This window comes from Streptomyces sp. DSM 116793, from assembly GCF_057320905.1.
The window spans coordinates 78,741-100,559 of record NZ_CM170494.1 but is presented as its reverse complement, the minus strand read 5'-3'; the positions used below and the strand labels follow the sequence as shown (position 1 = coordinate 100,559).

Below are 21,819 nucleotides of genomic sequence, written 5' to 3'. Positions count from 1 at the left end.
GGGTTCGCGGTCGGCCGCGGGTCGGTGACGGTTCTCCGCGCGGTTCCCCGCGCCCCTGGAGGGGGTGCCTCTTGTGGGTTCCCGGTCGGCTGCCGGTTGGCGGTGGGTTGCCGCGCAGGTCCCCGCGCCCCTGGGGCGGCGCCCGGGGAGGGCACAACGGCTCGCCGTTCACAGGCCCGCCTCCCGCACGGGTCCGTCGAGCGGACGAAGGGCCGGGGCCGTGCCCCGAAGGGGGCGGCCCCGGCCCTTCCCGCGTTCGCGACCATCGCTACGCCGCCGCGGCCGGCACCCCGTCCAGGAAGCGGAGGATGCGCGCCGGTGCCGTATCCTCCGTCTGCTCCGCCACGGGGACGTCCCAGTACTCGGTCCGCGGCAGGCACTCCTGCAGGTAGCGGGCCGCGGACGTGGCATGGGAGTCGTCCTGGCCCGGGACGATCAACGCGGGCACATCGAGCTCCATCAGGTCCTCGGGCTCGGGTCCCGGCACGGTGTCGCGGTCGAAGAGCAGCCGCACCATGCCGGACACCAGGGTGAGGTACCGCCCGGGATCCGTGGCCGCGTAGCGGGCGGCGAACTCGGGGTCGCGCCGGAGCACATTGACCCAGGGCCCCAGGCGCGGGTCCTTGGTGAAGCCGGCGTCGGTGCTCCGGGCCAGCGCCACCACCTGCTCCAGACCCTCCGCCTCGGCGTACGCGAGATGGCTGGTGAAGCGCGCGTGCTGCTTCATCCGGTACCGTGCGCCGCCGGCGGGGGAGTAGAGCACCATGCTGAGCACCCGATCGGGGTGGGCCACCGCGACCGCGGCCACCGTGGAGCAGCCGACGCAGCCGCCCATCAGGTGGGCCTGCCCGATGCCGAGGTGGTCGAGCAGCCCCACGCCCTGGCGGACGTAGTCGGCCCAGGAGACCCGTTCGAGGCGCCCGCCCGAGCCGCCCGACTCGCGCCGGTCGAAGGTGATGCAGGTGTAGCCGCGGGTGAGGTGGTCGAGCAGGCCGAGACGGCGGTAGACGCCCACCGTCCGCCAGCCCTCCAGGGTGGCGTCGAAGCCGCCGGGCGAGAACATCAGCAGCGGCGGCCCCTCGCCCGCCACCTCGTAACGGGTCACCAGCCCGTCGATGACGGCGGTGGGCATGCGCTGCTCCTCTCCTCGGTGCCGATGGGACCGCGTGCCGGTGGCACGCGCGGTGCGGTGCGGGCCGTGTCCTCAGCCCGCCGGATCCGGCGGCACGGGCACGCCGCCCGCGATCTGCCGCCCGGCCCGGACGTCCCCCGTGTACGCGGTGATCGCGTCGAGCGTGATCTGTGCGACGTTCGCATAGGTGACCGGGGGGTTGTCGATGGCGGACTCCGCGTATCCGATGGCCGCGTGGGCCATCCGCATCCGCCCGTCGAGCCAGGGCCCACCGCCGAAACCGCCGACGACCGGTATGGAGACGGCACCGGCCACGGCGGCGCCCACCACGGGCCCCGAGTTGGTGAAGTTCAGCAGCACCGCGCCGGCGTCCTGGAGCCGCTTGGCCTCCGCGATCAGCGCGTCCCGCATCTCCACCGGTACCTGGTCGGCGGCCGAGGGGATGGCGCGGTACTCCACGCCGTACCGCAGCGCGGTCTGCGGGGTGATGCCGAACTGCGCGAAGACGGGGATGCCGGCCCGGGTGATCGCCTCCACGGCCTGAGGGAAGTCGGGCGCCGCATCGACCTTGACCATGTCGACGCCGGCCTCCTTGACGAACCGGATGGCCGCGCGCACCGCGCTGTCCGTGCCCTCCTGGAGCGGGCCGAACGGGAAGTCCGCGCTGAGCAGCGCCCTGCGGACGCCGCGCCGCACCGCCCGGGTGACCGTGATCATCTCGTCCATCGTCACCTCGAAGGGGTTCGACTGCCCCCAGAGGTTCACGCCGACCGTGTCGCCGACGGAGACGATGTCCACCCCGGCCCGGTCCACGATGCGGGCGATCTGGTAGTCCCAGACGACCACTCCGACGATCTTCTCGCCGTCGTCCTTCATCCGCTGCAGGCCGCGCACGCTGACCTTGTCGGGCATACGTTCTCCTCGTTCCCGTCCTCACACCTTGCCCGCCCGTGCCCGCCGGGGGCGCGGCGGGCACAGGACCTGGGGGGTTTCTGACCCCTAGACCCTGAGCGCCGTCAGCAACTCGGTCACATCGCTCTCGTCCGCGGACAGCAGCAGCACCCGGGCGTACGGCCGCAGCGCGGCGACCGCGTCGTCGGCCTCGAAGTCCTCGCCGAGCACCACGCCCGCGGTGGTGATGCCGCCCGCGCCGCACAGCCTGCCGATGGCCGCCGCGTACCGCTCCCCGCTGTCCTCGGTGGCCAGTACGACCACCACATCGGTGCCGCTCAGCACCTCACCGAGCGGCGCCGGCCTGCCGTCGAGCCGGTGCAGCACGGTCTTCTCCGGGGCCGCGCCGGGGTCCGGGGCGGCCTGGCAGGTGTAGAACGTGGCCTTGGCCCAGGGCCGTCCGGCGACCCGCCGCGCGACCGCCGTGGCCCGGTCGTCCAGGGCGATCACGCGTGCGTTGCGGGCCGGCCGGATCGGTACGTCGATCCGGAACCGCGACTCGCCGGGTGCGGTCGCGCGGGCACACTCGCTGAGGTGGACGGATGGCGCGCGCATGTCGGTGCCCGCCACGTCAGACCGAGGACTGCGGGACGCCGGGCATGACCTTGACCGCGTCGCGGCAGGAGTCCAGGAAGGACTCGGCCTGCGGCAGCACCACCGCGGCCGAGCGCACCCGGTGGTGCTCCGGGTTCACACCGGGCGGGGTGATCCCCTCGTCCCTGAGCGCGATGGCGGCCTTGCGCAGCTTCTGGCGGGCCTTGATGATCCCGCTGTCGGCGGGCACCAGGCGCTCCTTGCTGCGGTCCACGATCGGGCCCATGCTCTCCTGGAGCGAGGCGTCCTGCATGGCGATGCCCGCCACGCCGGAGTAGGTCTCGCCGCGCTTCTGCGCCTCACGGTCGATCAGGTAGTCGTTGTCCATGTTGGCGGCCGGCCGGTAGGTGCCCGGGATGTTCTTGCTGTGCACCCCGTGCCCGTCGATCATGGCCTGCCGCTCGGTCGCGGTGAGCGGCCTGACGGGGTGGTAGTCGAAGGAGTACGTCCAGCAGTTCTCGTCGTCGATCGGCACCCAGAAGTGGCCGTGCACCGGGTGGTCGCCGCGCGGCGGCACCATCGTGAAGGCGGGCATCACCCAGGGCGTGATGCGCCAGTAGTAGCTGCCCTCCTCCGCGTTGCGCCGGGCGCCCACGAAGAGCCCGCCGTCGCTGTCGGCGACCTCGAAGAACGGCTTGGTGTCCTTCATGTTGTACTCGTTGCCCTTGGCGCCCTTGAAGAGCGGGTCCGTCTTCAGGCCGCCGGAGTGCAGGAAGGTGACATGGCTCGAGTCGATGCCGCCCTCGAAGGCCTGCAGCCAGTTGCACTGCTGCCAGCGCTTGGAGGTGTAGGTCTGCTCCGGCGGCACATGCACGAACTCGAACTCGGGCAGCGGGGGCTGCTTCGCCGGGTCGCCCATGTACGTCCAGAGCACGTCGCCGACCTTGACCAGCGGGTACGAGGTCAGCTTCACGTTCTGGCAGAAGCTGCTGTTGTCGGCCTCCGAGGGCACCTCGATGCACTGGCCCGTGTAGTCGTACTTCCAGCCGTGGTACGGGCAGCGCAGCCCCGCTTCCTCGTTGCGGCCGAACCACAGGGACGCGCCGCGGTGCGCACAGAACTCGTCGACCAGGCCGTACCGCCCTTCGCTGTCGCGGAAGGCGATCATGCGCTCGGACAGCAGCTTCACCCGTACCGGCGGGGAGTCGTTCTCGGGAAGCTCCTCCGCGAGCAGGGCCGGTATCCAGTACTGCCGGAAGAGCTCACCCATCGGCGTACCGGGACCGGTCTGCGTCAGCAGCTCATTGATGTCTTTTCTCAGCACGGCCGTTTCCCTTTCACGTGATGGCCCGCCGGCGCGGTGACCCGGTGACCGGGTGCCCTCGGCGGCGCGGTGACCCGGTGGGGCGGCGGCCCGGCGGGTGGCGCCGTGCCGGGCCGGGCGCCGTTCGCGGCGCGGGGGTCAGGGCTGCTCGGGAGGTATCTCGACGGTCAGGCCCTCCAGGGCCTCGCTGACCCGGATCTGGCAGGCGAGCCGGCTGGTCTCGCGCCGCTCGGAGACCGCCATGTCGAGCAGGTCCTCCTCCATGTCGCCCGGCGGGCCGACGAGCGGCGCGAACTCCTCGCCCACCCAGACATGGCAGGTCGCACAGGAGCAGTTGCCACCGCACTCGGCGACGATTCCGGGGACGCCGTTCTTGACCGCGGCCGACATGACCGACTCGCCGTCCGTGGCGTCCACGGTGTAGGTGCGCCCGGCACTGCCGATGAAGATCACTTTGGACAAGATCCTCATGTCCTCTCACGGTTGGGACGGTCCCCGGAGCAGCGAACAGGCCGCTCTCCTGAGCGACGTCCGTTGGTATGTCCATTAGACCAGACGGTCTCACGGGCGCACAAGCATCCGCATGCGCCCCGGTCCGCCGCACTCCGCCGGCGCCCTCGCCGACCTGCGGCGCCGCACCCCACCGCGCCCCCGGGGCGCCCGGCCGCCGACCGCGTGGGCCAGGATGCGGCCATGAAGACGCTGATCCTCCTCCGCCACGGCGAGAGCGAGTGGAACTCCCGGAACCTCTTCGCGGGCTGGGCCGACGTCGACCTGACCCGCGCGGGCGAGGAGCAGGCGCGCCACGCCGGCCGGCTGCTGCGCACGGCCGGCCTGCTCCCCGACGAGGTGCACACCTCCGTGCTGACCCGCGCGGTCCGCACCGCCGACCTGGTGCTGCGGGCCGCGGACCGCTCGGACGTCCCGGTCGCCACACACTGGCGGCTGAACGAGCGCCACTACGGCGCCCTCCAGGGCCAGGACCGCGCCGCCGTGCTCGCCCGCTACGGGGAGCGGCGCTACCGGCACTGGCGCCGCTCCTACGACGGCACCCCGCCGCCCATCGACCCCGCCGGGCAGCGGGCACTGGCGGACGACCCGCGCTATGCCGAGCTGGCCGGGCGGCTGCCGCGCACCGAGTCGCTCGCCGACGTCACCGCCCGCCTGCTGCCCTGCTGGCACGGCGCGCTCGCCCCCGCGCTGCGCGCCGGGCGGCGGGTGCTGGTGGTGGCGCACAGCAACTCCCTGCGGGCGCTCGCCGCCCACCTCGACCGGCTCGACCCCGCCGAGATCATGACGCTGGACATCCCCACCGGCATGCCGCTGCGCTACGACCTCGACGACGGCCTGGTGCCGCTGGAGCGCGGCGGCCGGTACCTGGAGCCGGAACGCGCCGCCCGGCGCGCCGCGGCGGTGGCCGAGGAGGGCCACAGGCGCAGGGAGGGCTCGGCGCCGGGGCGGGCGTGACGCCGTCCGTGCCGTTGACAGGGGGAAATCCATGGACTTAGGGTCCTACCAATGTGCCGCCGCGGTCCTCCCGTCCGACCCGCCGCCCCGCCCCTTCCGGCCCCGCCGGCATCAGGCCGGGCCCTCGCGCAAGGACCGGCCCGCGGCCGTGCCGGCCCGGTGTGGGCCCCAGCCAAGTCCGAGCAGGAAGGGCCGCTGCATGGCCAGGGACGCAATCGTCAACGACAGCCTGGCGGCGAAGTTCGCCACCGAGAAGGACTCCCCGTACACGCGCTGGGTGGCCGACGAGGGGCTCGACATCATCGCCGCCCACTACGTGCCCGATCTGCGCACCGTCGAGCTGAAGCCGTGGGAGCGCCGCGGCGGCCGCGGCGTCTTCATCAACCACGAGGCCACCCGTACCTCCAACGACTGCTATGTGTGCGAGATCCCGGCCGGGGGCCGGCTCGCCCCGCAGCGGCAGCTCTTCGAGGAGATGATCCTCGTCCTGGACGGGCACGGCTCGACCAAGGTGTGGAACGACGCCGGTGCCGAGGTCACCTTCGAGTGGGGGCCCGGGTCCCTCTTCGCCATCCCGCTCAACACGAACCACCAGCACTTCAACGGGTCCGGGCAGAAGACGGCGCGCTTCGTCTCCTCGACGAACCTGCCGCCCGTCCTCAACCTCTACGACGACGTCGACTTCGTCTTCAACACCGCACGGGACTTCCCGGCCCGTTTCGACGGCGAACCGGACTATTTCGCGCCCAAGGGCGAGCAGAAGGGCCTGCTGCTCGACACCAACTTCGTCGCCGACGCGGCCAGCCTGCCGCTGATCGAGGCCAAGGAGCGCGGCGCGGGCGGCGGCCACATCCGCTTCGCGATGGCCAGGGGCTCGATGAACAGCCATATCTCCCAGTTCCCCACGGCCACGTACAAGAAGGGCCACCGGCACGGCCCCGGTGCGCACGTCATCATCCTCACCGGCACCGGCTACAGCCTGATGTGGCCGGAGGGCGAGGAGCCGCGCCGCTACGAGTGGGGCCCCGGCAGCCTGATCGTGCCGCCGAACATGTGGTACCACCAGCACTTCAACACCGGTCCGGAGCCGGGCCGCTACCTCGCCTTCAAGCACGAGGGCGTGTCGGTGCGCAACGCGCAGGGCGTGCCGAAGGCATGGATCAGCCAGCGGATCGGCGGTGACCAGATCGACTACGCGGACGAGGCGCCCCTGGTCCGCGAGATGTTCGCCGAGGCGCTGGCCGAACACGGCATGAAGCCGCAGATGGACGAGGCCTACGCCGCCGAGCTGGAGACGCTGCCGCCCAAGCCGTGACCGGCGGAGCCGGAGCTGCGAGGCGGGGGCCGCAGGAGGCGGATCCTCTGCCTCTCCCGAGCAGGTGCCGGACCGCCGGCCTGGTCCGGCACCGTTGACTGTGCGGCCCGCCAACTCCCCGGCGGGCCGCACTCGGCGTTCCCGGGACCCGCCCCGGACACCGGACCGCGGCCGCTCCCCGAACTCGGGCTCTCCACGCCGGATCCCAGCCCCCGCCGCCGGATCCCAGCCCGTCTCCCGGACCCGCGGCAACCCGCCGCCCGGCCGCACGCGGACGGCCACGCCCCCCGAGCACCACGAGGAGTTCGCCCGTGACGCACACCGCCCACCACCCCGACGAGGCGCACTCCCACCACCCCCCGCAGCACGGCGAGGACCGGCCGCGCACCGTCTACGCGGCTCACGTCCCCGACCACGACCACGTCCACGACGACGAGGCGCTCAGCCCGCTGGAGGAGAACCCGATCTGGCAGCAGGACAACGTCACGCTGCACAGCGTCGGCATGGACATCGGCTCGTCCGGCACCCAGGTCGTCTTCTCCCGCCTGCACCTGCGCCGGATCAGCGAGGAGCTGACGAGCCGGTACATCGTGGTGAACCGGCAGACCGTGTACCGCTCGCCGGTCGAGCTCACCCCGTACGCCGACGCGGAGCTGATCGACGCCCGCGCGCTGGGCGGCATCGTCGACCGGGCCTACGACGCGGCCCGGGTCGACCCCGCGGAGGTGGACACCGGGGTGGTGATCCTCACCGGTGAGGCGCTGCGCCGCCGCAACGCCGAGGCGATCGCCCGGGTGCTGGCCGAGCGCGGCGGCGAACTGGTCAACGCGACCGCGGGCCACCACATGGAGGCCATGCTCGCCGCCTACGGCTCCGGTGCCGCGAAGGCCTCCTACGACACCGGGCAGCGCATCCTCGTCGTCGACATCGGCGGCGGCACCACCAAGCTCGCCGTGCTGGAGGCCGGGCGGGTGGTCGGCACGGCCGCGCTGCACATCGGCGGCCGCCTCCAGGTCGTGGACGAGGACGGCAGGATCGTCCGCCTGGACCCGGCCGGCCGTGACCACGCCGAGCGCGCCGGATTCGACTGGCACCTCGGCGACACGGCGGCTCCCGCGGAGCTTCAGCGGGTGGCGCGGACCATGGCGGAGACCCTGGTCACCGCCCTGACCACCACCCCCCTGCCCGCGGACGTGGAGAAGCTGTACCTCACCGAGCCGCTCACGCTGCCCGGACCCGTCGACGGGGTGATGTTCTCCGGCGGTGTCGCCGAGTACGTCTACGACCGCGAGCAGCGCTCTTTCGGCGACCTCGGCGCGCCGCTCGGCCGCGAGCTGCGTCGTCTGGTGGACTCCGGCGCGCTCCCCTTCCCGCTGCTGCCCGCCGGCGAGTGCATCCGCGCCACGGCACTCGGCGCCTCCGAATACAGCGTCCAGCTCAGCGGGAACACCGGCTGCATCACCCACCCCGACGCCCTCCTGCCGCGCCGCAACATGCAGGTCATCAGGCCCGAGTACGAGCTGGGGGAGACGGTCGACGCCGCGGCGGTCACCGCCGCCGTGCGCACCCACCTGGCGGCGCTGGATGCCGGCCCCGACGGTCCGGACGTCGCCCTCGCCCTGACCTTCACCGGTCTGCCCGGCTACGACCGGCTGATCGCCTTCGCCCGCGGCGTCCGGGACGCCCTCGCCGAGCGGATCGACCGGGGCCGCCCGGTGTACCTGATGCTCGACGGGGACGTGGCCATGACGCTCGGCCGGCTGCTGCGGGAGGAACTCGGCGTCACGGCCGATCTGCTCGTCATCGACGGGCTGAGCCTGCACGACTTCGACTACATCGACATCGGCCGCGTCCGCTACCCGTCGAACACGGTGCCCGTCACCATCAAGTCCCTGGTGTTCAGCGTGGACCCGCGCAACGCTTGAGCGGAGTGTCCGGCCCGGTGGCGACCCACGGGCTTCGCCGTGGCCGATCGCAGGGGCCGGGCCCGCCCGGGCCGGCGCGCCGCATCTCCGCGCTGGCGGGCGCCTGACCCGGGACAGCCCACCGGGCGGGCCCACCGAGGTGGTCGCGGAGCCTGTCCGTGCTGACCCGCCCCGGCCCGCCCAGGGGCGCGAGGCCGTGTTCGTTATGCGGCTCCGGCGCGTGGCGGCGGCCGGCCCCGATAAGACAGCTGCCATGCGGTTGGTGATCGCCGAGGCCTCTGCGCTGCCGCGCGAGTGCCTCATGCGGCTGCCGGCCGACGAGGGGCACGAGACGGTCGCGGCGGTGCACGATGCGGACGTCCTGCCGGCCGCGGCGGCAGCGGGGCCTCCCGTCGTCCGGCCGCACTGGAGCGGGTGCACGGCGGCGGCACGGAGTGAGCGATTCCGGGATCGTGCGCCGCCTCTTCTGACCAGCCGAATTGCCGTAGCCAAGGCACGCACCGCGCTCCTCGCGCTGAAGCCCTCCGGCCTGACCGACCTGCCCGGGGGAATCGTCGACAGCATCCAGCACCTCTACGGCGGCGACTTCGTCCCGTGGGCCGGAGGTGTTCTGATCACCGAGGGCGATGTGATCCTCGGTGCGGCAGGCGCATCCGGTGCCCACGCCCTCGAAGACGAAGAGGCCGTCCAGACGGCAGTGCAGCGCTGGCAGAAGAGCCGCTCCGCGCGAACAACCGGCCCTGCGGCGCACCCCCACCCGCATGGGGGCGCCCCCGCTCCCGGGTGCGGTCGCCGGGAGCGGGGGCGCGATTCGGGGGCGGCGATCAGGCCGCCGGCGCCGGATTGGCCGGCGCGGTGATGAGGGACTTCAGGGCCGTGTCGCCGTCACGAGCCGGCTCCGCGGGAATGGTGGCCCCCTTGTCGAGCGCCCTGCGCACTGCCATGTAGTCCGCCGGACGATTGACCGCATCGGCCGCGATCAGCCGCCCCCGGCGGTAGTAGAGCACCGAGAACCGCTCGCCCTCCGGGTCGCCGCGCAGCACATACGTGTCATGCCCCTGCGAGAGCCCGGCGATCTGCAGCCGCAGGTCACCCTGGAACGACCAGAACCACGGCACCTGCGCCGCCCCCGCGGGCCGGCGGCCGAGCAGTGTCGCCGCCGCGACCTGGGCTTGCGCCACGGCGTTGTGCACGGACTCCAGCCGCACCCTGCCCCGCCCCGTCACCGGATGCGGCTGCACGGTGCAGTCGCCGGCGGCGACCACCGCAGGGTTGCTGGTGCGCGCGGCGGCGTCGACCACGATGCCGCCCTCGCACACCAGCCCCAGCTGCTGGGCGAGCTCGGTGCGGGGCTGTGCGCCGACGCCGACGAGCACCACGTCGGCGGGCAGCCGGGTGCCGTCCGTGAGCCGCACCCCGGTCACGCGGCCGGCCTCGCCGTCGAGCGCCGTGACGCCCGTGGAGAGCCGTATCCCGCTGCCGCGGCGCCGGTGGGCGGCCGCGTAGAAGTCCGAGACGACGGGCGCCACGGCCCTGCCCATCAGCCGGTCCGCGGCCTCGACCACCGTCACCTGCGCACCGAGGGACCGGGCCGCCGCCGCGGCCTCCAGGCCGATGAAGCCGCCGCCGACCACGACCACCCGGGGGCCGCCCGCGAGCAGGCCGCGCAGCCGTGCCGCGTCGTCGTGGTCCCGCAGATAGCAGACGCCGTCCAGATCGGCGCCCGGCACGTCGAGACGCCGGGGCGCGGCCCCCACCGTCAGCGCCAGCCGGTCGAAGGGGAGTCGCCGGCCGCGGTCGGTGGTGGCCACGCCCGAGCCGGCCGGACCCGCGTCGGTGAGCCGCACCTCGGTCACCCGCTCGCCGCAGACCAGCTCGATCCCGGCCTCGGGGTAGTAGGAGGGCGCGCGGAAGGCCAGTGCGTCGGGCTCGGCCTGCCCGGTCAGGAACTCCTTGGACAGCGGGGGCCGCTGGTAGGGCGGCCGCGGTTCCTCGCCGACCAGGGTGACCGGTTCCGTGTCGCCGAGTTCGCGCAGCGACACGGCCATCTGGAGGCCCGCCTGACTGGCCCCCACGATCAGGGTGCCGCCGCTCATCGGACGCTCCCGCCCGGGCGCGTGACCACATGGCGGGCCTGCCGGGCCACGGGGCCGCGCACGGGCCGCGGGGACCGCCAGGACGCGGCCCGGCGCTCTGGGCATGGACGCAGGTCTGTGCGTAGCATCGGCAAATCTCTCTGACTCAGAGCTATTAATGTAGGACCATTAAACCATCGGCGCCCGCCGTCCGGGAAGAGCCGCTCTCGAAGGCCCGTGTCGCGCCGTCCCCGGTGGGAGCCAGCCGCTGTCGGATCCGTTGACGGCCCAGGGGTCCGTTGATATAACGGTTAGGCCATTGGAGATGAGGGTGGTTATGTCTGTTCCGTGCAGGTCAACCACCGTGGACAGGACGGCAGTTCGAGCACACGGCAGCGCTCGCTGCGCCCGCGTCACCCCACCGGGCCGCGGCCGGTTTCGGCCGTCCGCGCTTCCCGGAAGCGAAGTCCATTGAATACCGCGCCCGTGCGATCCCCGGGCACCCCGCCACGCGGCGGGGCCCGTGAGCGCCCGGTATCCCGCCCCACAGCACCGCGGGGCGTGCGCTGCACACCGGAACACCGACGGTCGACTGCGAGCGCCAGGGCCGAGGCCGGCGCCGAGACCAGGAGGAGCAGAACTGTATGAGCGGCAAAAAGGGCCGGGTCTTCCTCAGGGGGATCACATCGGAGACATACGGGCTGAAGGAGTTCCGCCGCAAGCAGCTCGACGCCCCGCGGGTCCGCGACGACTCGGTGGTGGTCGACGACGCGAAGGTGGCCCACTCGGGCGACTCGGAGAAGTCCCGCACCTGGTGGCGCATCGGCCCGGGTGACGACCCCTTCCTCACCCAGAGCCTCCAGGTCCACTTCGTCGAGCTGCCCCCGCAGTCGTCCAACCACGGCCACGGGCACCAGAACGAGGCCGCCTTCTACATCCTGGAGGGCCGCGGCTACGAGATCCACGACGACCAGCGCTACGAGTGGGAGAAGGACGACCTGGTCATCGTCCACACCGACTCGGTGCACCGGCACTTCAACCCCTACGACGAGACGGCCCGCTGCCTGATCTTCAAGGCCAAGTCCATGTGGATGTACGCCGGCCTGATCCAGCAGGGCCGCAGCGGACCGGTGGAGAACGAGGACCGCTTCGGCCCCCGCGAGGACTGGTCGCAGGTGTGGACGCCGGACGTGGAGAAGCGCCGCAAGGTCGTGAAGTCCTCCGACACCACCTGGGAGACCACGCCGCTCGGCCGGGTGCGCAGGCTGTCGGGCCCCGGCGACGACGTGCGCACCTTCAGCGTCGACGCCTTCGTCCTGGACATCCCGGCGGGCAGCCGGTCCGGCAAGCGCTGGCACATGGCCGACGAGGTGCTCTACGTGCGCTCCGGTTCCGGCTACAGCCTGCACTGGGAGGTGGAGGCGGAGATCGCCGAGAAGTACTACGCGCGCATCGCCAAGGAGCCCACCCGGCACGAGATCAAGGCGGGGGACACCCTCTACGTCCCGCAGAACACCGTCGCGCAGCACTTCTCCGCCGACGGCGAGCCGCTGGTGATGATCTCCGGTCAGAACCGCCTGTTCAAGCAGCTCGGCTACGACAACGTGGTCTACCTGGAGAACGCTCCCGAGTACGACCAGGCGTAGTACGCCGAGGCGGCGCACGGGCACCGGCCCGTCCCCGGACCGCCGAGTTCCTCGCAGTCACGAAAGGCCCCGCAGCCAGCAAGGAGACGAGATGCCGGAGCAGAGCCGAACCGCAGCAGCAGTCTGGTCCGACCCGGACTTCGCCCGGGCCTGGCTCGGGGCCGATCCGCAGGGGGCGGCCGACCTGCTCGAACTGCCGCGCAGGATCGCGGCCGGGCTGGTCGCCGACGCCACACCCGAGCCGGGCCTGGTCGTCGATGTCGCGGGCGGCGCGGGCAAGTTCCTGGCCGTGCTGCTCGACGCCTTCCCCGGCGCCCGGGGCGTCTGGCTCGACGTCTCCGAGACCATGCTCGACCGCGCCAGGAGCGACCTGGCGCGGTTCGGCGAGCGGGTCGACTTCCGGATGGGCGACATGACGGCGCTGCGCGCCGCGGGCGTCCCCGAGGGCGCCGACGTCGTGCTGTCCTCCCGCGCCAGCCACCATCTGAGCCGCGCCGAACTGCACGGCTTCTACCGAGAGGCGGCCGGGCTGCTGAAGCCGGGCGGCTGGCTGATCAACCTCGATCACATCGCACCGGACGACGATGTGTGGGACCGCCGCTACAGAGCGGTGCGCACCCGCTTCACCCCGCCCAGGCCCGCCGCCACCGCCCACCACCACGACGGCCCCCTGCCGTGTGTCGGCGACCACCTCGACGGCTACCGCGCCGCCGGGGTGAGCGAGGTGGACATCGCCTGGAAGGCCTTCTACACCTGCCTGTTCGCGGGCCGGACACCGTCGGCCTGACCATCGGCAGGCGCGCACCGATCCGCCCCCCGCCTCCACCCGCCGCCCCACCCCCGACGGCCGGCCCCGTACACACCTGCCACCGGACCGCAGACCGGCACACACCGGCACCCGGCGTCCGGCGCGCGCTCCACCCACCGGCAGATCCCGGGGTTTTACGCGCACCACACCCACCCTCCGCGAGGCCGCCGGCCCTTCCCGGTCGGCGGCCGTCCCGTTCACGCCGCCGGCCCGCCCGGCCGCACCTCCCGCAAGAGCCGCGCAAGGATCACCATGACCACCGACACCGAACCGGGCACCGGCCGGCACGACAACGCACGCAGCGCGCTGCGCGGCAGGCATCTGTACAGGTGGCTGCATGTCAGCCTGCCCCTGCTGATCGCCTTCTCGGTCGCCCAGTTGAGCAAGTCCTCCATCGGCGTCATCGTCGCCGACGGTCCCTTCAGCCACCAGTTCGGCCTGGACCGGCACCCCGGCTCGGTGGGCTGGCTGACCAGCCTCTTCCTGTACGCGTACGGGATCGCGCTGTTCGGCTGGGGATTCGTGCTCAAGCGCCTCGGGCCGCGTACCTCCATGCTCATCGGCACCGCGATCTGGGTGGTGGCGCTCGCCCTGCCCCCGTTCGTGAACTCCCTCAACGAGCTGTACGCGACCCGGGTCCTGCTCGCCATCGGCGAGGCCTGCTTCTATCCGGTCGCGCACACCCTCACCGCCCGCTGGTTCCCCATGCACGAGCGGGCCCGCGCCAACGCCTCCTGGCTTTCCGGGATCTTCGTGGGCTCGGCGCTCGGCAGCTCGCTCACCACCACCATGCTCTCCTCCGCGGGCTGGCGCGTCACCTTCTTCGTCCAGGCGCTGGTGGCCGCCCTGTTCGCCTTCTGCATCGTGCTGGTGCTCCTCAAGGACCGCCCCGACGACGCGCGGGGAGTGAGCGAGGAGGAGGTGCAGCACATCGTCGAGGGCCGTTTCGAGTCCACGACCGTCATCCCCAAGCGGGGCCCCGAGTCGCCGTTCCGCAACTACCGGTACTGGCTGACGATGCTGATGTACATCGGCACCAACGCCCCGTTCTACGGCCTGGTGACCTGGGTGCCGCTGTACCTGCGGGACGAGCGCCATGTCGACCTCGGCGACATCGGCCTGCTGCTGACCGTCGCCAACGTGCTCTCGATCATCGTGATGCTGCTGGTGGGCCGGGCCTCCGACCGGAAGGTGAAACGTGCCGGGTGGGCGGCCTGGGGGTTCGCCATCGAGGGGACCGGGATCGCGGGCACGGCACTGTTCGGCAACGCGGGCGTCGACAGCTTCTTCATCTTCCTCGGCCTCGCCGGCAACGCCTGGTGCGTCGTCACCAACTGGTCGCTGCTGCACAGCCTGATGCCGACCCGCCAGTCCGAGTACTCCAGCAGTGTCTTCTCCTCGCTGACCAACCTGGTCGGCGCCGCACTGCCCGGTCTGATGGGCACCCTGCTGACCGCCACCGGCTCCTACACCGCCGGATTCGGCGTGCTGTTCGCGTCGGTGGTGGTGTCCCTCTGCTGCTGCCTGGTGCTCCGCCCGCAGGGGTACTGAGGGCGCCGAGGCGAACCGGTGCTCGCGGACGACGGCGCCCCCGGGGTCTCCCGGGGGCGCGGGCGTTCTTCCGGCACCAGGTGGTGCGCGGCGCAGAAGGTCCTGCGGAACCGTACGGCGTCAGCGGCGGGTGGCCACGGCGTCACGGTGCCGGCGGCGCGGACGCCGCGGCATCCTGCTCCGGCTCGTCCAGGCAGAGCCGGTCGGCCGTGCGCGACAGGTGCTCCCGCATGATCCGCGCACCTGCCTCCGCGTCACCGGACTTGATGGCGGCGAGGATCGCGCGGTGCTCCTCCAGGCCGCGGTGGCCCATCTCCGGTGCCGTGCTCTTCGCCGTCCGCAGGGACATCAGCAGCGGGCCGTGGAAGGAGCGCACCAGCATCTCGAACGCGGTGTTGTGGGTGGCCGCGGCGAGCCGGGTGTGGAACTCGGCCGAGAGCGAGACGTCGTACTCCCCGCTGGCCAGGGCCGCCTCCTGGCGGTCGCAGATGGCGGTGAGGGCGGCGATGTCCGCCTCGTCCGCGTGCGCGCAGAGGACCGGGATGATGCCCACCTCCAGCACCATACGGACCTCGGTGACCTCGCTCGCCGTCACGGACGACAGGGTGAGCAGGTCGACGATGCTGGCGCCCACCCGGTCGCTGGTGGGCTGGGTGACGAAGGCGCCGCCGTGGGCGCCGACGCGGATCTCCACCAGGCCGCCGGCCTCGAGCACCCGCAGGGCCTCGCGCACGGTGACCCGGCTGACCCCGAACCGCTCGCACATCTCGCGCTCCGGGGGAAGACGGTCACCCGGGGTGAGCTTGCCCTCGTGGATGAGCGTGCGGACCTGGTCCACGATCAGCGCGGAGATCCGGCGGTCGTTCACCGGACTCAGCAGTCGGCCGGACTGGCCGTCCGCGCTGTTCGCGGAGGCTCGGCGGGGCGGCATAGGGGGTCCTTTCGTTACGCGTTGACGAGTCTAGCGTAGCGGATTAGGGTATGACCAATAGTCCCTGGGTGGGGACCGCCCCCGTGCGCCGGCCGACTCGTCCCCACAGTGACATCCACGCGCGCATGTGCGTGCCGGAACCGGGAAACCCGCGGCGGCCGCCGGAATCCCACCGGCGGACCGCGCAACCGCACCCCGGCGTGGCGCGCGCCCGCTCGCACGTGGTCGCCGCCCGGCGGAGAGAACGACAGCGACTCCGGACGAGGTGCCAGCGTGGACGAAGCACTGCCCGAGCGAGCCCGGGCTGCGGTGGCCGAGGGGCCCTGCACCACCCGGCTGCGCGACCTCCCGCTGCCCGTGACGGGCCCGGACGAGGGCCTGTTGCGGGTGGAGGCGACCGGCGTCTGCGCCGCCGACTGGGAGAGCTACCGGCGCGGTCCCGGCGGGGTCATCCTCGGTCATGAGACGGTCGGGAGGGTGTCGGCGCTGGGGGAGCGGGCCGCCGAACGCTGGGGAGTGGTGGTCGGCGACCGGGTGGCCGTGGAGGAGTTCCTGCCCTGTGGCACCTGCCGCCCCTGCCGCCGCGGCGACTACCGGCTGTGCCGGGCCGCCGGCGACGGCGGCGGGGTCCGCCCCCCGGGCTACGGCCGTACGCCGGTGGCCTCCCGCCCCGGCCTGTACGGCGGCTTCAGTGACTACCTGTACCTGCATCCGCGCGCCGTCGTGCACCCCGTGGGGGAGGCCGTCGACGCCCGGTCGGCCACCCTGTTCGCGCCGCTGTCCAGCGGGATCCGCTGGGTCGTGCGGCAGGCGCGGCTGCGTGCCGGGGACACCGTCGTGGTCGCCGGTACGGGCCGGCAGGGCCTCGGGTGCGTGCTGGCCGCCCATGACGCCGGCGCCGGCACCGTCGTCGCGGTGGGTCCCGCCGCCCACTGGCAGCACCTGCACCTCGCCAAGCACCTCGGCGCCGGCCACGTCGTCTTCTGCGACGAGGAGGACGCGGTCGGCAGTGTGCGCGAGCTGACCGGCGGGCGCGGGGCGGACATCGTGGTGCACCTCACGCCCCGGGCGGGCACCGTCGCGGACGCCGTCGCGATGGCCGCCGACGGCGGCAGGGTCGTGCTGGCGGCGCGGGGCGCCGGCCCACTGCCCGAGGAGTTCCCCTACGAGACCGTCGTGCGGCGGGAGTTGCGCCTGATCGGCGCGCACGGGCACGACCACCGGTCGGTGGAGCCCGCGCTGGACATCATCAGGTCCGGGCGGTACCCCCTCCACCTGCTGACCACCCATCACTTCCCGGTGGCCGACACCGACCTGGCCCTGCGCACGGCGGCAGGACACACCGGGGAACACGCCCTGCACGTCAGTGTGGGGGCCTGAGGGGTCCCTGACGAGCCCGTCAGGCCCGCCGCAGTCCGCAGAGCACTTCCCGTCGCTTCCGGGCCCCTCCGCCGGCGGCCGGTCGCGCGTACGGTTCCCCCCGGCCCGTGCCGGGTTGCGGCCCCCCGGGCCGGTGGCACGAGGCGTCACGGCCACCCCGCGCATCCGCACCGTCACGCCCGCACACCCCCGCGCGGGCGTACCGCAGGAGTGTTGAAGAAAAGCCTGCCGCTTCTATTGCAATGGTCATACCCTCAGCCCAGAATGACAGGGATTTTTCGCGGCGGTAACCCATCGATATCAGCCACTGCCCGGTCTTCCCCGTGGGCCTCTACCGGAAGTTGACCGCATGCACCAAGAGCGAGAAGCGCAAGAGCAGCACGAGCGGCAGGAGATGCGAGAGCCGAGCAGGCAACGGAACCCGCGGACCCGCGCCGCGCGCGGCAGACGGCGCACCCCGGCCCGGGCGGCCGGAGCGGCCCTGCTGGCCGGCGTGCTGACCGCCTGCTCCAGTGGGCTCGCCGGCACCACCACCCGCGTGGCCCCGGCCCAGATGCCCGAGGACCTGCTGCCCAAGGCGGCCGAGGAGGGCAAGGTCCTCTGGTACACCACGTTCGCCGACGACGACGTGAACGGCATGATCGCCGCCTTCCAGAAGGAGTACCCGAAGGTCAAGGTGGAGGCGCTGCGGCTGAGCGCCGACAAGCTGCCCTCCCGCCTGATCACCGAGCAGCGCGGCGGCAAGTACAACGCCGACGTCATCACCGCCGACAGCGAGCCGGTCTACCAGCTCATCAAGGTGGGCACGCTCGCCCCGTACCGCGTCCCCGAGACGCCGGACCTGCCCAAACAGCTGCGGAACCTCCCGGAGGGCTACGGCAACGTCGTCTACGTCAACACCAGCGCCATCGCCTACAACCCGAAGTCCGTCGCCGCCCAGCACCTGCCGGTCCCGCACGCCATCGAGGACCTGACCAAGCCGGAGTGGAAGGGCCGCTTCTCGATCAACCCCAACGCCATCAACTGGTACGAGGGCCTGATCTCGGCCATGGGCCACGACAAAGCGCTCGCCCTGGTGAAGAAGCTCGGCGACAACTCCCCCCGCCTGGTGGAGAGCCACACCCAGTCCCTCACGGATGTCCAGTCCGGCGACCCGGCCGCGGTGGCCAACGCCTACGGCTACAAGGCCGCGGCACTGGCCAAGAAGACACCTGGCCGGATCGCGTTCAGCAACACCGATCCCCTCCCGTCGGCCGCCGTGCTCGCGGAGATGGCGAACAAGCCCCCGCACCCGGCCGCGGCCCGGCTCTTCATCGACTGGATCATGTCGAAGCGCGGCCAGCAGCAGGTCGTCAGCATCAGCAACCACGTCTCGCTGAGCGACACCGAGCACGACGACACCTCGGTGTGGAACCCCGGCAGGTGGACGCCGGCCTGGTCGACCCCGGTCATCCCCGCGGACACCTACGACCGCTACCTGGAGGAGTACCAGAAGGCGCTGCACGCGGCCTGACACCCGCGCGACGGTCCGCCCTGCGGACACCCACCGCTCCGGCACCCCACGCCCCGACACCCCCCGCCCTGACATCCGCCCCGCCCACCGACACCAGGACGGCCACGACATGAGCCTGATCAGCCGCTCCCGTCCCGCGCCACCACCGGCACGGGCCCCGCTACGCCCCGCACGCACCACCCGACTGCACACCGTCCTGGAGTGGTTCCGCGACCCGCGCCACATCCTGCTGGCCGTGGTGGCCCTCGTGGTCGCCTACCTGGCCGTGGTGCCCGCCGCCACCATGCTGGTGGCCAGCCTGCAGTCGTCCTTCCTCAACACGGGCCCCGTCGAGTGGACCCTGCGGCACTACACCGAGACGCTGGGCAGCGCGGACTTCTGGGTCCTGGTCGGCAACTCCTTCGCCTACGCCGCCGCCACCGCCGTCCTGTGCACCGTGATCGGCTTCGGCCTCGCCTACCTGGTGACCCGCACCAACACGCCGGCCAAGTTCTTCGCCCAGGTCGCCGCGCTGGTGCCGCTCATCATCCCCGGCATCCTCAACACCGTCGCCTGGGCGCTGCTGTTCGCACCGCACACCGGCGCGCTGAACGTGCTGCTGCGCGACCTGCACCTGCCGGCGTTCAACATCTACTCGCTCGCCGGCATGGTCCTGGTCCAGTCCATGCACGTCGCGCCGGTCGCCTTCCTGATGGGCACCGCGGCCTTCACCTCCATGGACTCCTCCCTGGAGGAGGCCGCGCTGAGCTCCGGGGCGCCGCCGAGGCGGGTCTTCCGCACCATCACCGCCCGGCTGATCAGGCCGGCCATCATGTCCGCTGCCCTGCTGATGTTCGTGCAGACCATCTCCACGTTCGAGGTACCGCAGCTCATCGGCGTGCCCGGGCACAAGTTCGTGTTCGTCAGCAGAATCTACAAGGCACTGCAGACCTTCCCCACCGACTACGGGACCGTCGGCGTCACCGGCATCTTCATCCTCGCCGTGGCCACCCTCGGTCTCTGGCTCTCGCGCCGCCTCAGCGGCTCGGGCGCCGCCGCGCAGACCATCACCGGCAAGGGCTTCCGGCCCACCGTGACGGACATCGGACGGTGGCGGTGGCTGGGTTTCGCCGTCTTCGTGCTGTTCTTCATCGCCGCCGTGGCCCTGCCGCTGCTGATGCTGGTCTGGTCGTCCCTGCTGCCCGGGTACGAGCCGCCCTCGCTGTCGGCACTGCACCACCTCACCCTGGCCAACTACCGCAACATCCTCGACACCCCCGCCCTCACCAGCTCGGTGCGGAACAGCCTGATCACCGCGGTGCTCGCCGGGGTCATCGTGACCGTGCTCAGCTCGCTCGTCGCCTACATCACGGTGAAGACCAAGGTCCGCGGCCGGGGTGTGCTGGACGGCCTCGCCACCGTCCCCCTCGCCGTGCCCAGCGTCGTCATGGGCGTCGGCATCCTGTACTGGTACCTGACCGTCCCGATGCCCTTCCAGATGTACGGCACCCTGACGATCCTGGTGATCGCCTTCGTCACCATCGGGCTGCCCTACGGACTGCGGTACATCGTGCCTGGCATGTCTCAGATCAAGGACGAGCTGGAGGAGGCCGCCGCGGCCAGCGGCGCGACCTGGCTGCGCACCTTCCGGCGGATCTACGTGCCGCTGCTGGTGCCCTCGCTGCTCGCGGCGTTCCTCTACACGGTCATCGTCGCGTTCCGCGAGATCTCGGCCGCCATCTTCCTCTACACCCAGGACACCCAAGTGGTGTCGGTGACGATCTATCAGGAATGGTCCAACGGCAGCTACCCGATCGTGGCCGCCCTCGGCGTCACCATCGTCGTCTTCCTGGCCCTGATCGTCGCGCTGGTCCGCCTGCTCGGCAGCAAGACCGGACTGAACCGTCAGTGAGCCTGAGTACTCAAAGGAGAGTGTCGTGATCGAGGTACGCGGCCTGGTCAAGCGTTTCGAAGGACGGGCGGTGTCGCGCAACGCAGTCGACGGCATCGACCTGGACGTCCCGGAGGGGAAACTCGTCACCCTGCTCGGCCCCAGCGGCTGCGGCAAGACCACCACCCTGCGCCTGATCGCAGGCCTGGAACGGCCGGACGCCGGGAGGATCACCATCGGCGGCAAGCTGGTGTGCGCGCCCGACGAGGGCGTCTACGTGGGCGTGCACCAGAGGCCCATCGGGGTGGTCTTCCAGTCGTACGCCGTCTGGCCCCATATGACCGCCATCGAGAACGTGATGTTCCCGCTGCGGTGCGGCCAGAAGCGGCTGCCACGCACCGAGGCGCGCCGGCGCGCCATGGAGGCCCTCGACCTGGTCGGCCTCGCCGACCTCGCCGACCGGCCGTCGCCCGCGCTGTCCGGCGGTCAGCAGCAGCGCATCTCGCTGGCCCGCGCCCTGACCAGGGAGCCGGAGGTGCTGCTGCTCGACGAGCCGCTGAGCAACCTGGACGCCGGCCTGCGCGACCGGGTCCGCGACGAGATCCGCGGGGTGCAGCAGCGCCTGGGTATCACCACCGTCTTCGTCACCCACGACCAGGACGAGGCGCTCGCGGTCTCCGACGAGGTGATCGTCATGGACCGCGGCCGGATCGTGGAGCGGGGCGCCGCGCAGGAGATCTACGCCTGGCCCCGCGAGGAGTTCACCGCACGCTTCATGGGGATCTCCAACAGCCTGCCCGGCACGGTCAGGGGCCGCAACGGCGAGACGGTGGAGATCGACCTCGCGCAGGGCCGGCTCAGCTGCCTGCCCACCGGAACGCTGAGCGAGGGCACCAGCGTCAACGTCTTCCTGCGCCCGGAGAGCCTGGTGCTGTCCCGCAAGGACCCGACGGGACGCGGCTGGAAGGGCACCGTCGAATTCAGCATCTACCACGGCGACTGCTGGGACTACCACGTACGCGTCGGAGACACCCTGCTCCGCTCGCGGATGTACCGGGAGAAGATCGGCCTCGCGCACGGCGACCCGGTCTACGTGGTCCCCGAGGAGGCGACGGCCATCGCGATCCCGGTCGGGGACCGCGCCGGTGCGGGCTCCGGTGCCGGCACCGGAGCCGAGGCGGGCACCCCCTCCTTCTCCGCGACCGCCGCGAAGGGCGCCGGCGGCGTCCGCTGAGGTCACGGACCCGGAGCGTCCGCTGAGGTGCCCCGGCACCCCGGGCCCGGCCGGGCCGGTGGCGCACCCGTGCGTCTTGGCCCCGGCCGGGCGGGGCGTCCCCGCCCGTGCCGCCGCACGGCTCGTGACACGTGCGGTCGTCGTCCGGCCCGCCACCCGGGCC

Annotated in this window: 18 protein-coding genes; 11 read left to right on the top strand and 7 right to left on the bottom strand. The window is 72.3% G+C overall.

Annotated elements, in window-relative coordinates; translation table 11 throughout:
• Positions 1-268 precede the first annotated feature (268 nt).
• The 5 genes from ACSMXW_RS00415 to ACSMXW_RS00395 form a co-directional block, all read right to left on the bottom strand.
• Complete coding sequence (locus ACSMXW_RS00415; RefSeq protein WP_485803036.1) at positions 269-1,132, bottom strand: alpha/beta fold hydrolase; 864 nt, start codon at positions 1,130-1,132, stop codon at positions 269-271.
• A 72-nt stretch (positions 1,133-1,204) separates the two neighbouring features.
• Positions 1,205-2,044, bottom strand: coding sequence for a 3-methyl-2-oxobutanoate hydroxymethyltransferase (locus ACSMXW_RS00410; RefSeq protein ID WP_485803035.1), 840 nt, complete (start codon positions 2,042-2,044; stop codon positions 1,205-1,207).
• 87 nt (positions 2,045-2,131) lie between these two features.
• Positions 2,132-2,638 carry a 3-methyl-2-oxobutanoate hydroxymethyltransferase gene (locus ACSMXW_RS00405; protein ID WP_485803033.1) on the bottom strand — a complete coding sequence of 169 codons (507 nt, stop codon included), beginning with the start codon at positions 2,636-2,638 and terminating at the stop codon, positions 2,132-2,134.
• A 16-nt stretch (positions 2,639-2,654) separates the two neighbouring features.
• Positions 2,655-3,941 carry an aromatic ring-hydroxylating dioxygenase subunit alpha gene (locus ACSMXW_RS00400; protein WP_485803032.1) on the bottom strand — a complete coding sequence of 429 codons (1,287 nt, stop codon included), beginning with the start codon at positions 3,939-3,941 and terminating at the stop codon, positions 2,655-2,657.
• A gap of 138 nt (positions 3,942-4,079) precedes the next feature.
• Entirely contained in the window at positions 4,080-4,412 is a 333-nt protein-coding gene (locus ACSMXW_RS00395) for a 2Fe-2S iron-sulfur cluster-binding protein (RefSeq protein WP_485803030.1), read from the bottom strand.
• Between the two features lie 222 nt (positions 4,413-4,634).
• Between ACSMXW_RS00395 and ACSMXW_RS00390 the strand changes: the two genes are divergently transcribed.
• The 4 genes from ACSMXW_RS00390 to ACSMXW_RS00375 all read left to right on the top strand — a co-directional run bounded on the left by ACSMXW_RS00390 (position 4,635) and on the right by ACSMXW_RS00375 (position 9,507).
• A complete protein-coding gene (locus tag ACSMXW_RS00390; RefSeq protein ID WP_485803029.1) occupies positions 4,635-5,408 on the top strand; it encodes a 2,3-bisphosphoglycerate-dependent phosphoglycerate mutase in 774 nt (257 codons plus the stop codon).
• 199 nt (positions 5,409-5,607) lie between these two features.
• Complete coding sequence (locus ACSMXW_RS00385; RefSeq protein ID WP_485803028.1) at positions 5,608-6,723, top strand: cupin domain-containing protein; 1,116 nt, start codon at positions 5,608-5,610, stop codon at positions 6,721-6,723.
• A gap of 311 nt (positions 6,724-7,034) precedes the next feature.
• The gene (locus ACSMXW_RS00380; RefSeq protein WP_485803027.1) at positions 7,035-8,648 is read left to right on the top strand and encodes an ethanolamine ammonia-lyase reactivating factor EutA; all 1,614 of its coding nucleotides are present in this window, start codon (positions 7,035-7,037) and stop codon (positions 8,646-8,648) included.
• 262 nt (positions 8,649-8,910) lie between these two features.
• Positions 8,911-9,507, top strand: a complete 597-nt coding sequence (locus tag ACSMXW_RS00375) for a heme-binding protein (RefSeq protein ID WP_485803026.1) — start codon at positions 8,911-8,913, stop codon at positions 9,505-9,507.
• Here the strand turns inward: ACSMXW_RS00375 and ACSMXW_RS00370 are convergent.
• Positions 9,473-10,744 carry an NAD(P)/FAD-dependent oxidoreductase gene (locus tag ACSMXW_RS00370; protein WP_485803024.1) on the bottom strand — a complete coding sequence of 424 codons (1,272 nt, stop codon included), beginning with the start codon at positions 10,742-10,744 and terminating at the stop codon, positions 9,473-9,475. The two genes, ACSMXW_RS00375 and ACSMXW_RS00370, sit on opposite strands and share 35 nt — an antisense overlap.
• 623 nt (positions 10,745-11,367) lie before the next feature.
• Here ACSMXW_RS00370 and ACSMXW_RS00365 point away from each other — a divergent pair.
• From ACSMXW_RS00365 to ACSMXW_RS00355, 3 genes are all read left to right on the top strand, one after another.
• Complete coding sequence (locus ACSMXW_RS00365) at positions 11,368-12,369, top strand: cupin domain-containing protein (RefSeq protein WP_485803022.1); 1,002 nt, start codon at positions 11,368-11,370, stop codon at positions 12,367-12,369.
• Between the two features lie 91 nt (positions 12,370-12,460).
• A complete protein-coding gene (locus ACSMXW_RS00360) occupies positions 12,461-13,156 on the top strand; it encodes a class I SAM-dependent methyltransferase (RefSeq protein WP_485803021.1) in 696 nt (231 codons plus the stop codon).
• A gap of 273 nt (positions 13,157-13,429) precedes the next feature.
• Positions 13,430-14,728, top strand: coding sequence for an MFS transporter (locus ACSMXW_RS00355; RefSeq protein ID WP_485803019.1), 1,299 nt, complete (start codon positions 13,430-13,432; stop codon positions 14,726-14,728).
• 142 nt (positions 14,729-14,870) lie between these two features.
• On the opposite strand, the gene ACSMXW_RS00350 is transcribed toward ACSMXW_RS00355, so the two are convergent.
• Positions 14,871-15,659, bottom strand: a complete 789-nt coding sequence (locus ACSMXW_RS00350; protein WP_485803017.1) for a FadR/GntR family transcriptional regulator — start codon at positions 15,657-15,659, stop codon at positions 14,871-14,873.
• Positions 15,660-15,932: 273 nt separating this feature from the next.
• On the opposite strand from ACSMXW_RS00350, the gene ACSMXW_RS00345 reads away from it, so the two are divergent.
• The 4 genes from ACSMXW_RS00345 to ACSMXW_RS00330 all read left to right on the top strand — a co-directional run bounded on the left by ACSMXW_RS00345 (position 15,933) and on the right by ACSMXW_RS00330 (position 21,656).
• Positions 15,933-17,039, top strand: a complete 1,107-nt coding sequence (locus ACSMXW_RS00345) for a zinc-dependent alcohol dehydrogenase (RefSeq protein WP_485803016.1) — start codon at positions 15,933-15,935, stop codon at positions 17,037-17,039.
• Positions 17,040-17,388: 349 nt separating this feature from the next.
• On the top strand, positions 17,389-18,552 hold the full coding sequence (locus ACSMXW_RS00340) for an ABC transporter substrate-binding protein (protein ID WP_485803014.1): 1,164 nt from the start codon (positions 17,389-17,391) through the stop codon (positions 18,550-18,552).
• A 109-nt stretch (positions 18,553-18,661) separates the two neighbouring features.
• Entirely contained in the window at positions 18,662-20,443 is a 1,782-nt protein-coding gene (locus ACSMXW_RS00335; protein WP_485803012.1) for an ABC transporter permease, read from the top strand.
• Between the two features lie 25 nt (positions 20,444-20,468).
• Positions 20,469-21,656 carry an ABC transporter ATP-binding protein gene (locus ACSMXW_RS00330; RefSeq protein ID WP_485803010.1) on the top strand — a complete coding sequence of 396 codons (1,188 nt, stop codon included), beginning with the start codon at positions 20,469-20,471 and terminating at the stop codon, positions 21,654-21,656.
• Positions 21,657-21,819 lie beyond the last annotated feature (163 nt).

Excerpts from the sequence above, each read along its gene's own strand:
- ACSMXW_RS00415 (WP_485803036.1), bottom strand. The coding sequence starts at position 1,132 with ATGCCCACCGCCGTCATCGACGGGCTGGTGACCCGTTACGAGGTGGCG.
- ACSMXW_RS00410 (WP_485803035.1), bottom strand. The coding sequence starts at position 2,044 with ATGCCCGACAAGGTCAGCGTGCGCGGCCTGCAGCGGATGAAGGACGAC.
- ACSMXW_RS00405 (WP_485803033.1), bottom strand. The coding sequence starts at position 2,638 with ATGCGCGCGCCATCCGTCCACCTCAGCGAGTGTGCCCGCGCGACCGCA.
- ACSMXW_RS00395 (WP_485803030.1), bottom strand. The coding sequence starts at position 4,412 with ATGAGGATCTTGTCCAAAGTGATCTTCATCGGCAGTGCCGGGCGCACC.
- ACSMXW_RS00390 (WP_485803029.1), top strand. The coding sequence starts at position 4,635 with ATGAAGACGCTGATCCTCCTCCGCCACGGCGAGAGCGAGTGGAACTCC.
- ACSMXW_RS00385 (WP_485803028.1), top strand. The coding sequence starts at position 5,608 with ATGGCCAGGGACGCAATCGTCAACGACAGCCTGGCGGCGAAGTTCGCC.
- ACSMXW_RS00370 (WP_485803024.1), bottom strand. The coding sequence starts at position 10,744 with ATGAGCGGCGGCACCCTGATCGTGGGGGCCAGTCAGGCGGGCCTCCAG.
- ACSMXW_RS00365 (WP_485803022.1), top strand. The coding sequence starts at position 11,368 with ATGAGCGGCAAAAAGGGCCGGGTCTTCCTCAGGGGGATCACATCGGAG.
- ACSMXW_RS00360 (WP_485803021.1), top strand. The coding sequence starts at position 12,461 with ATGCCGGAGCAGAGCCGAACCGCAGCAGCAGTCTGGTCCGACCCGGAC.
- ACSMXW_RS00355 (WP_485803019.1), top strand. The coding sequence starts at position 13,430 with ATGACCACCGACACCGAACCGGGCACCGGCCGGCACGACAACGCACGC.
- ACSMXW_RS00350 (WP_485803017.1), bottom strand. The coding sequence starts at position 15,659 with ATGCCGCCCCGCCGAGCCTCCGCGAACAGCGCGGACGGCCAGTCCGGC.
- ACSMXW_RS00340 (WP_485803014.1), top strand. The coding sequence starts at position 17,389 with ATGCACCAAGAGCGAGAAGCGCAAGAGCAGCACGAGCGGCAGGAGATG.
- ACSMXW_RS00335 (WP_485803012.1), top strand. The coding sequence starts at position 18,662 with ATGAGCCTGATCAGCCGCTCCCGTCCCGCGCCACCACCGGCACGGGCC.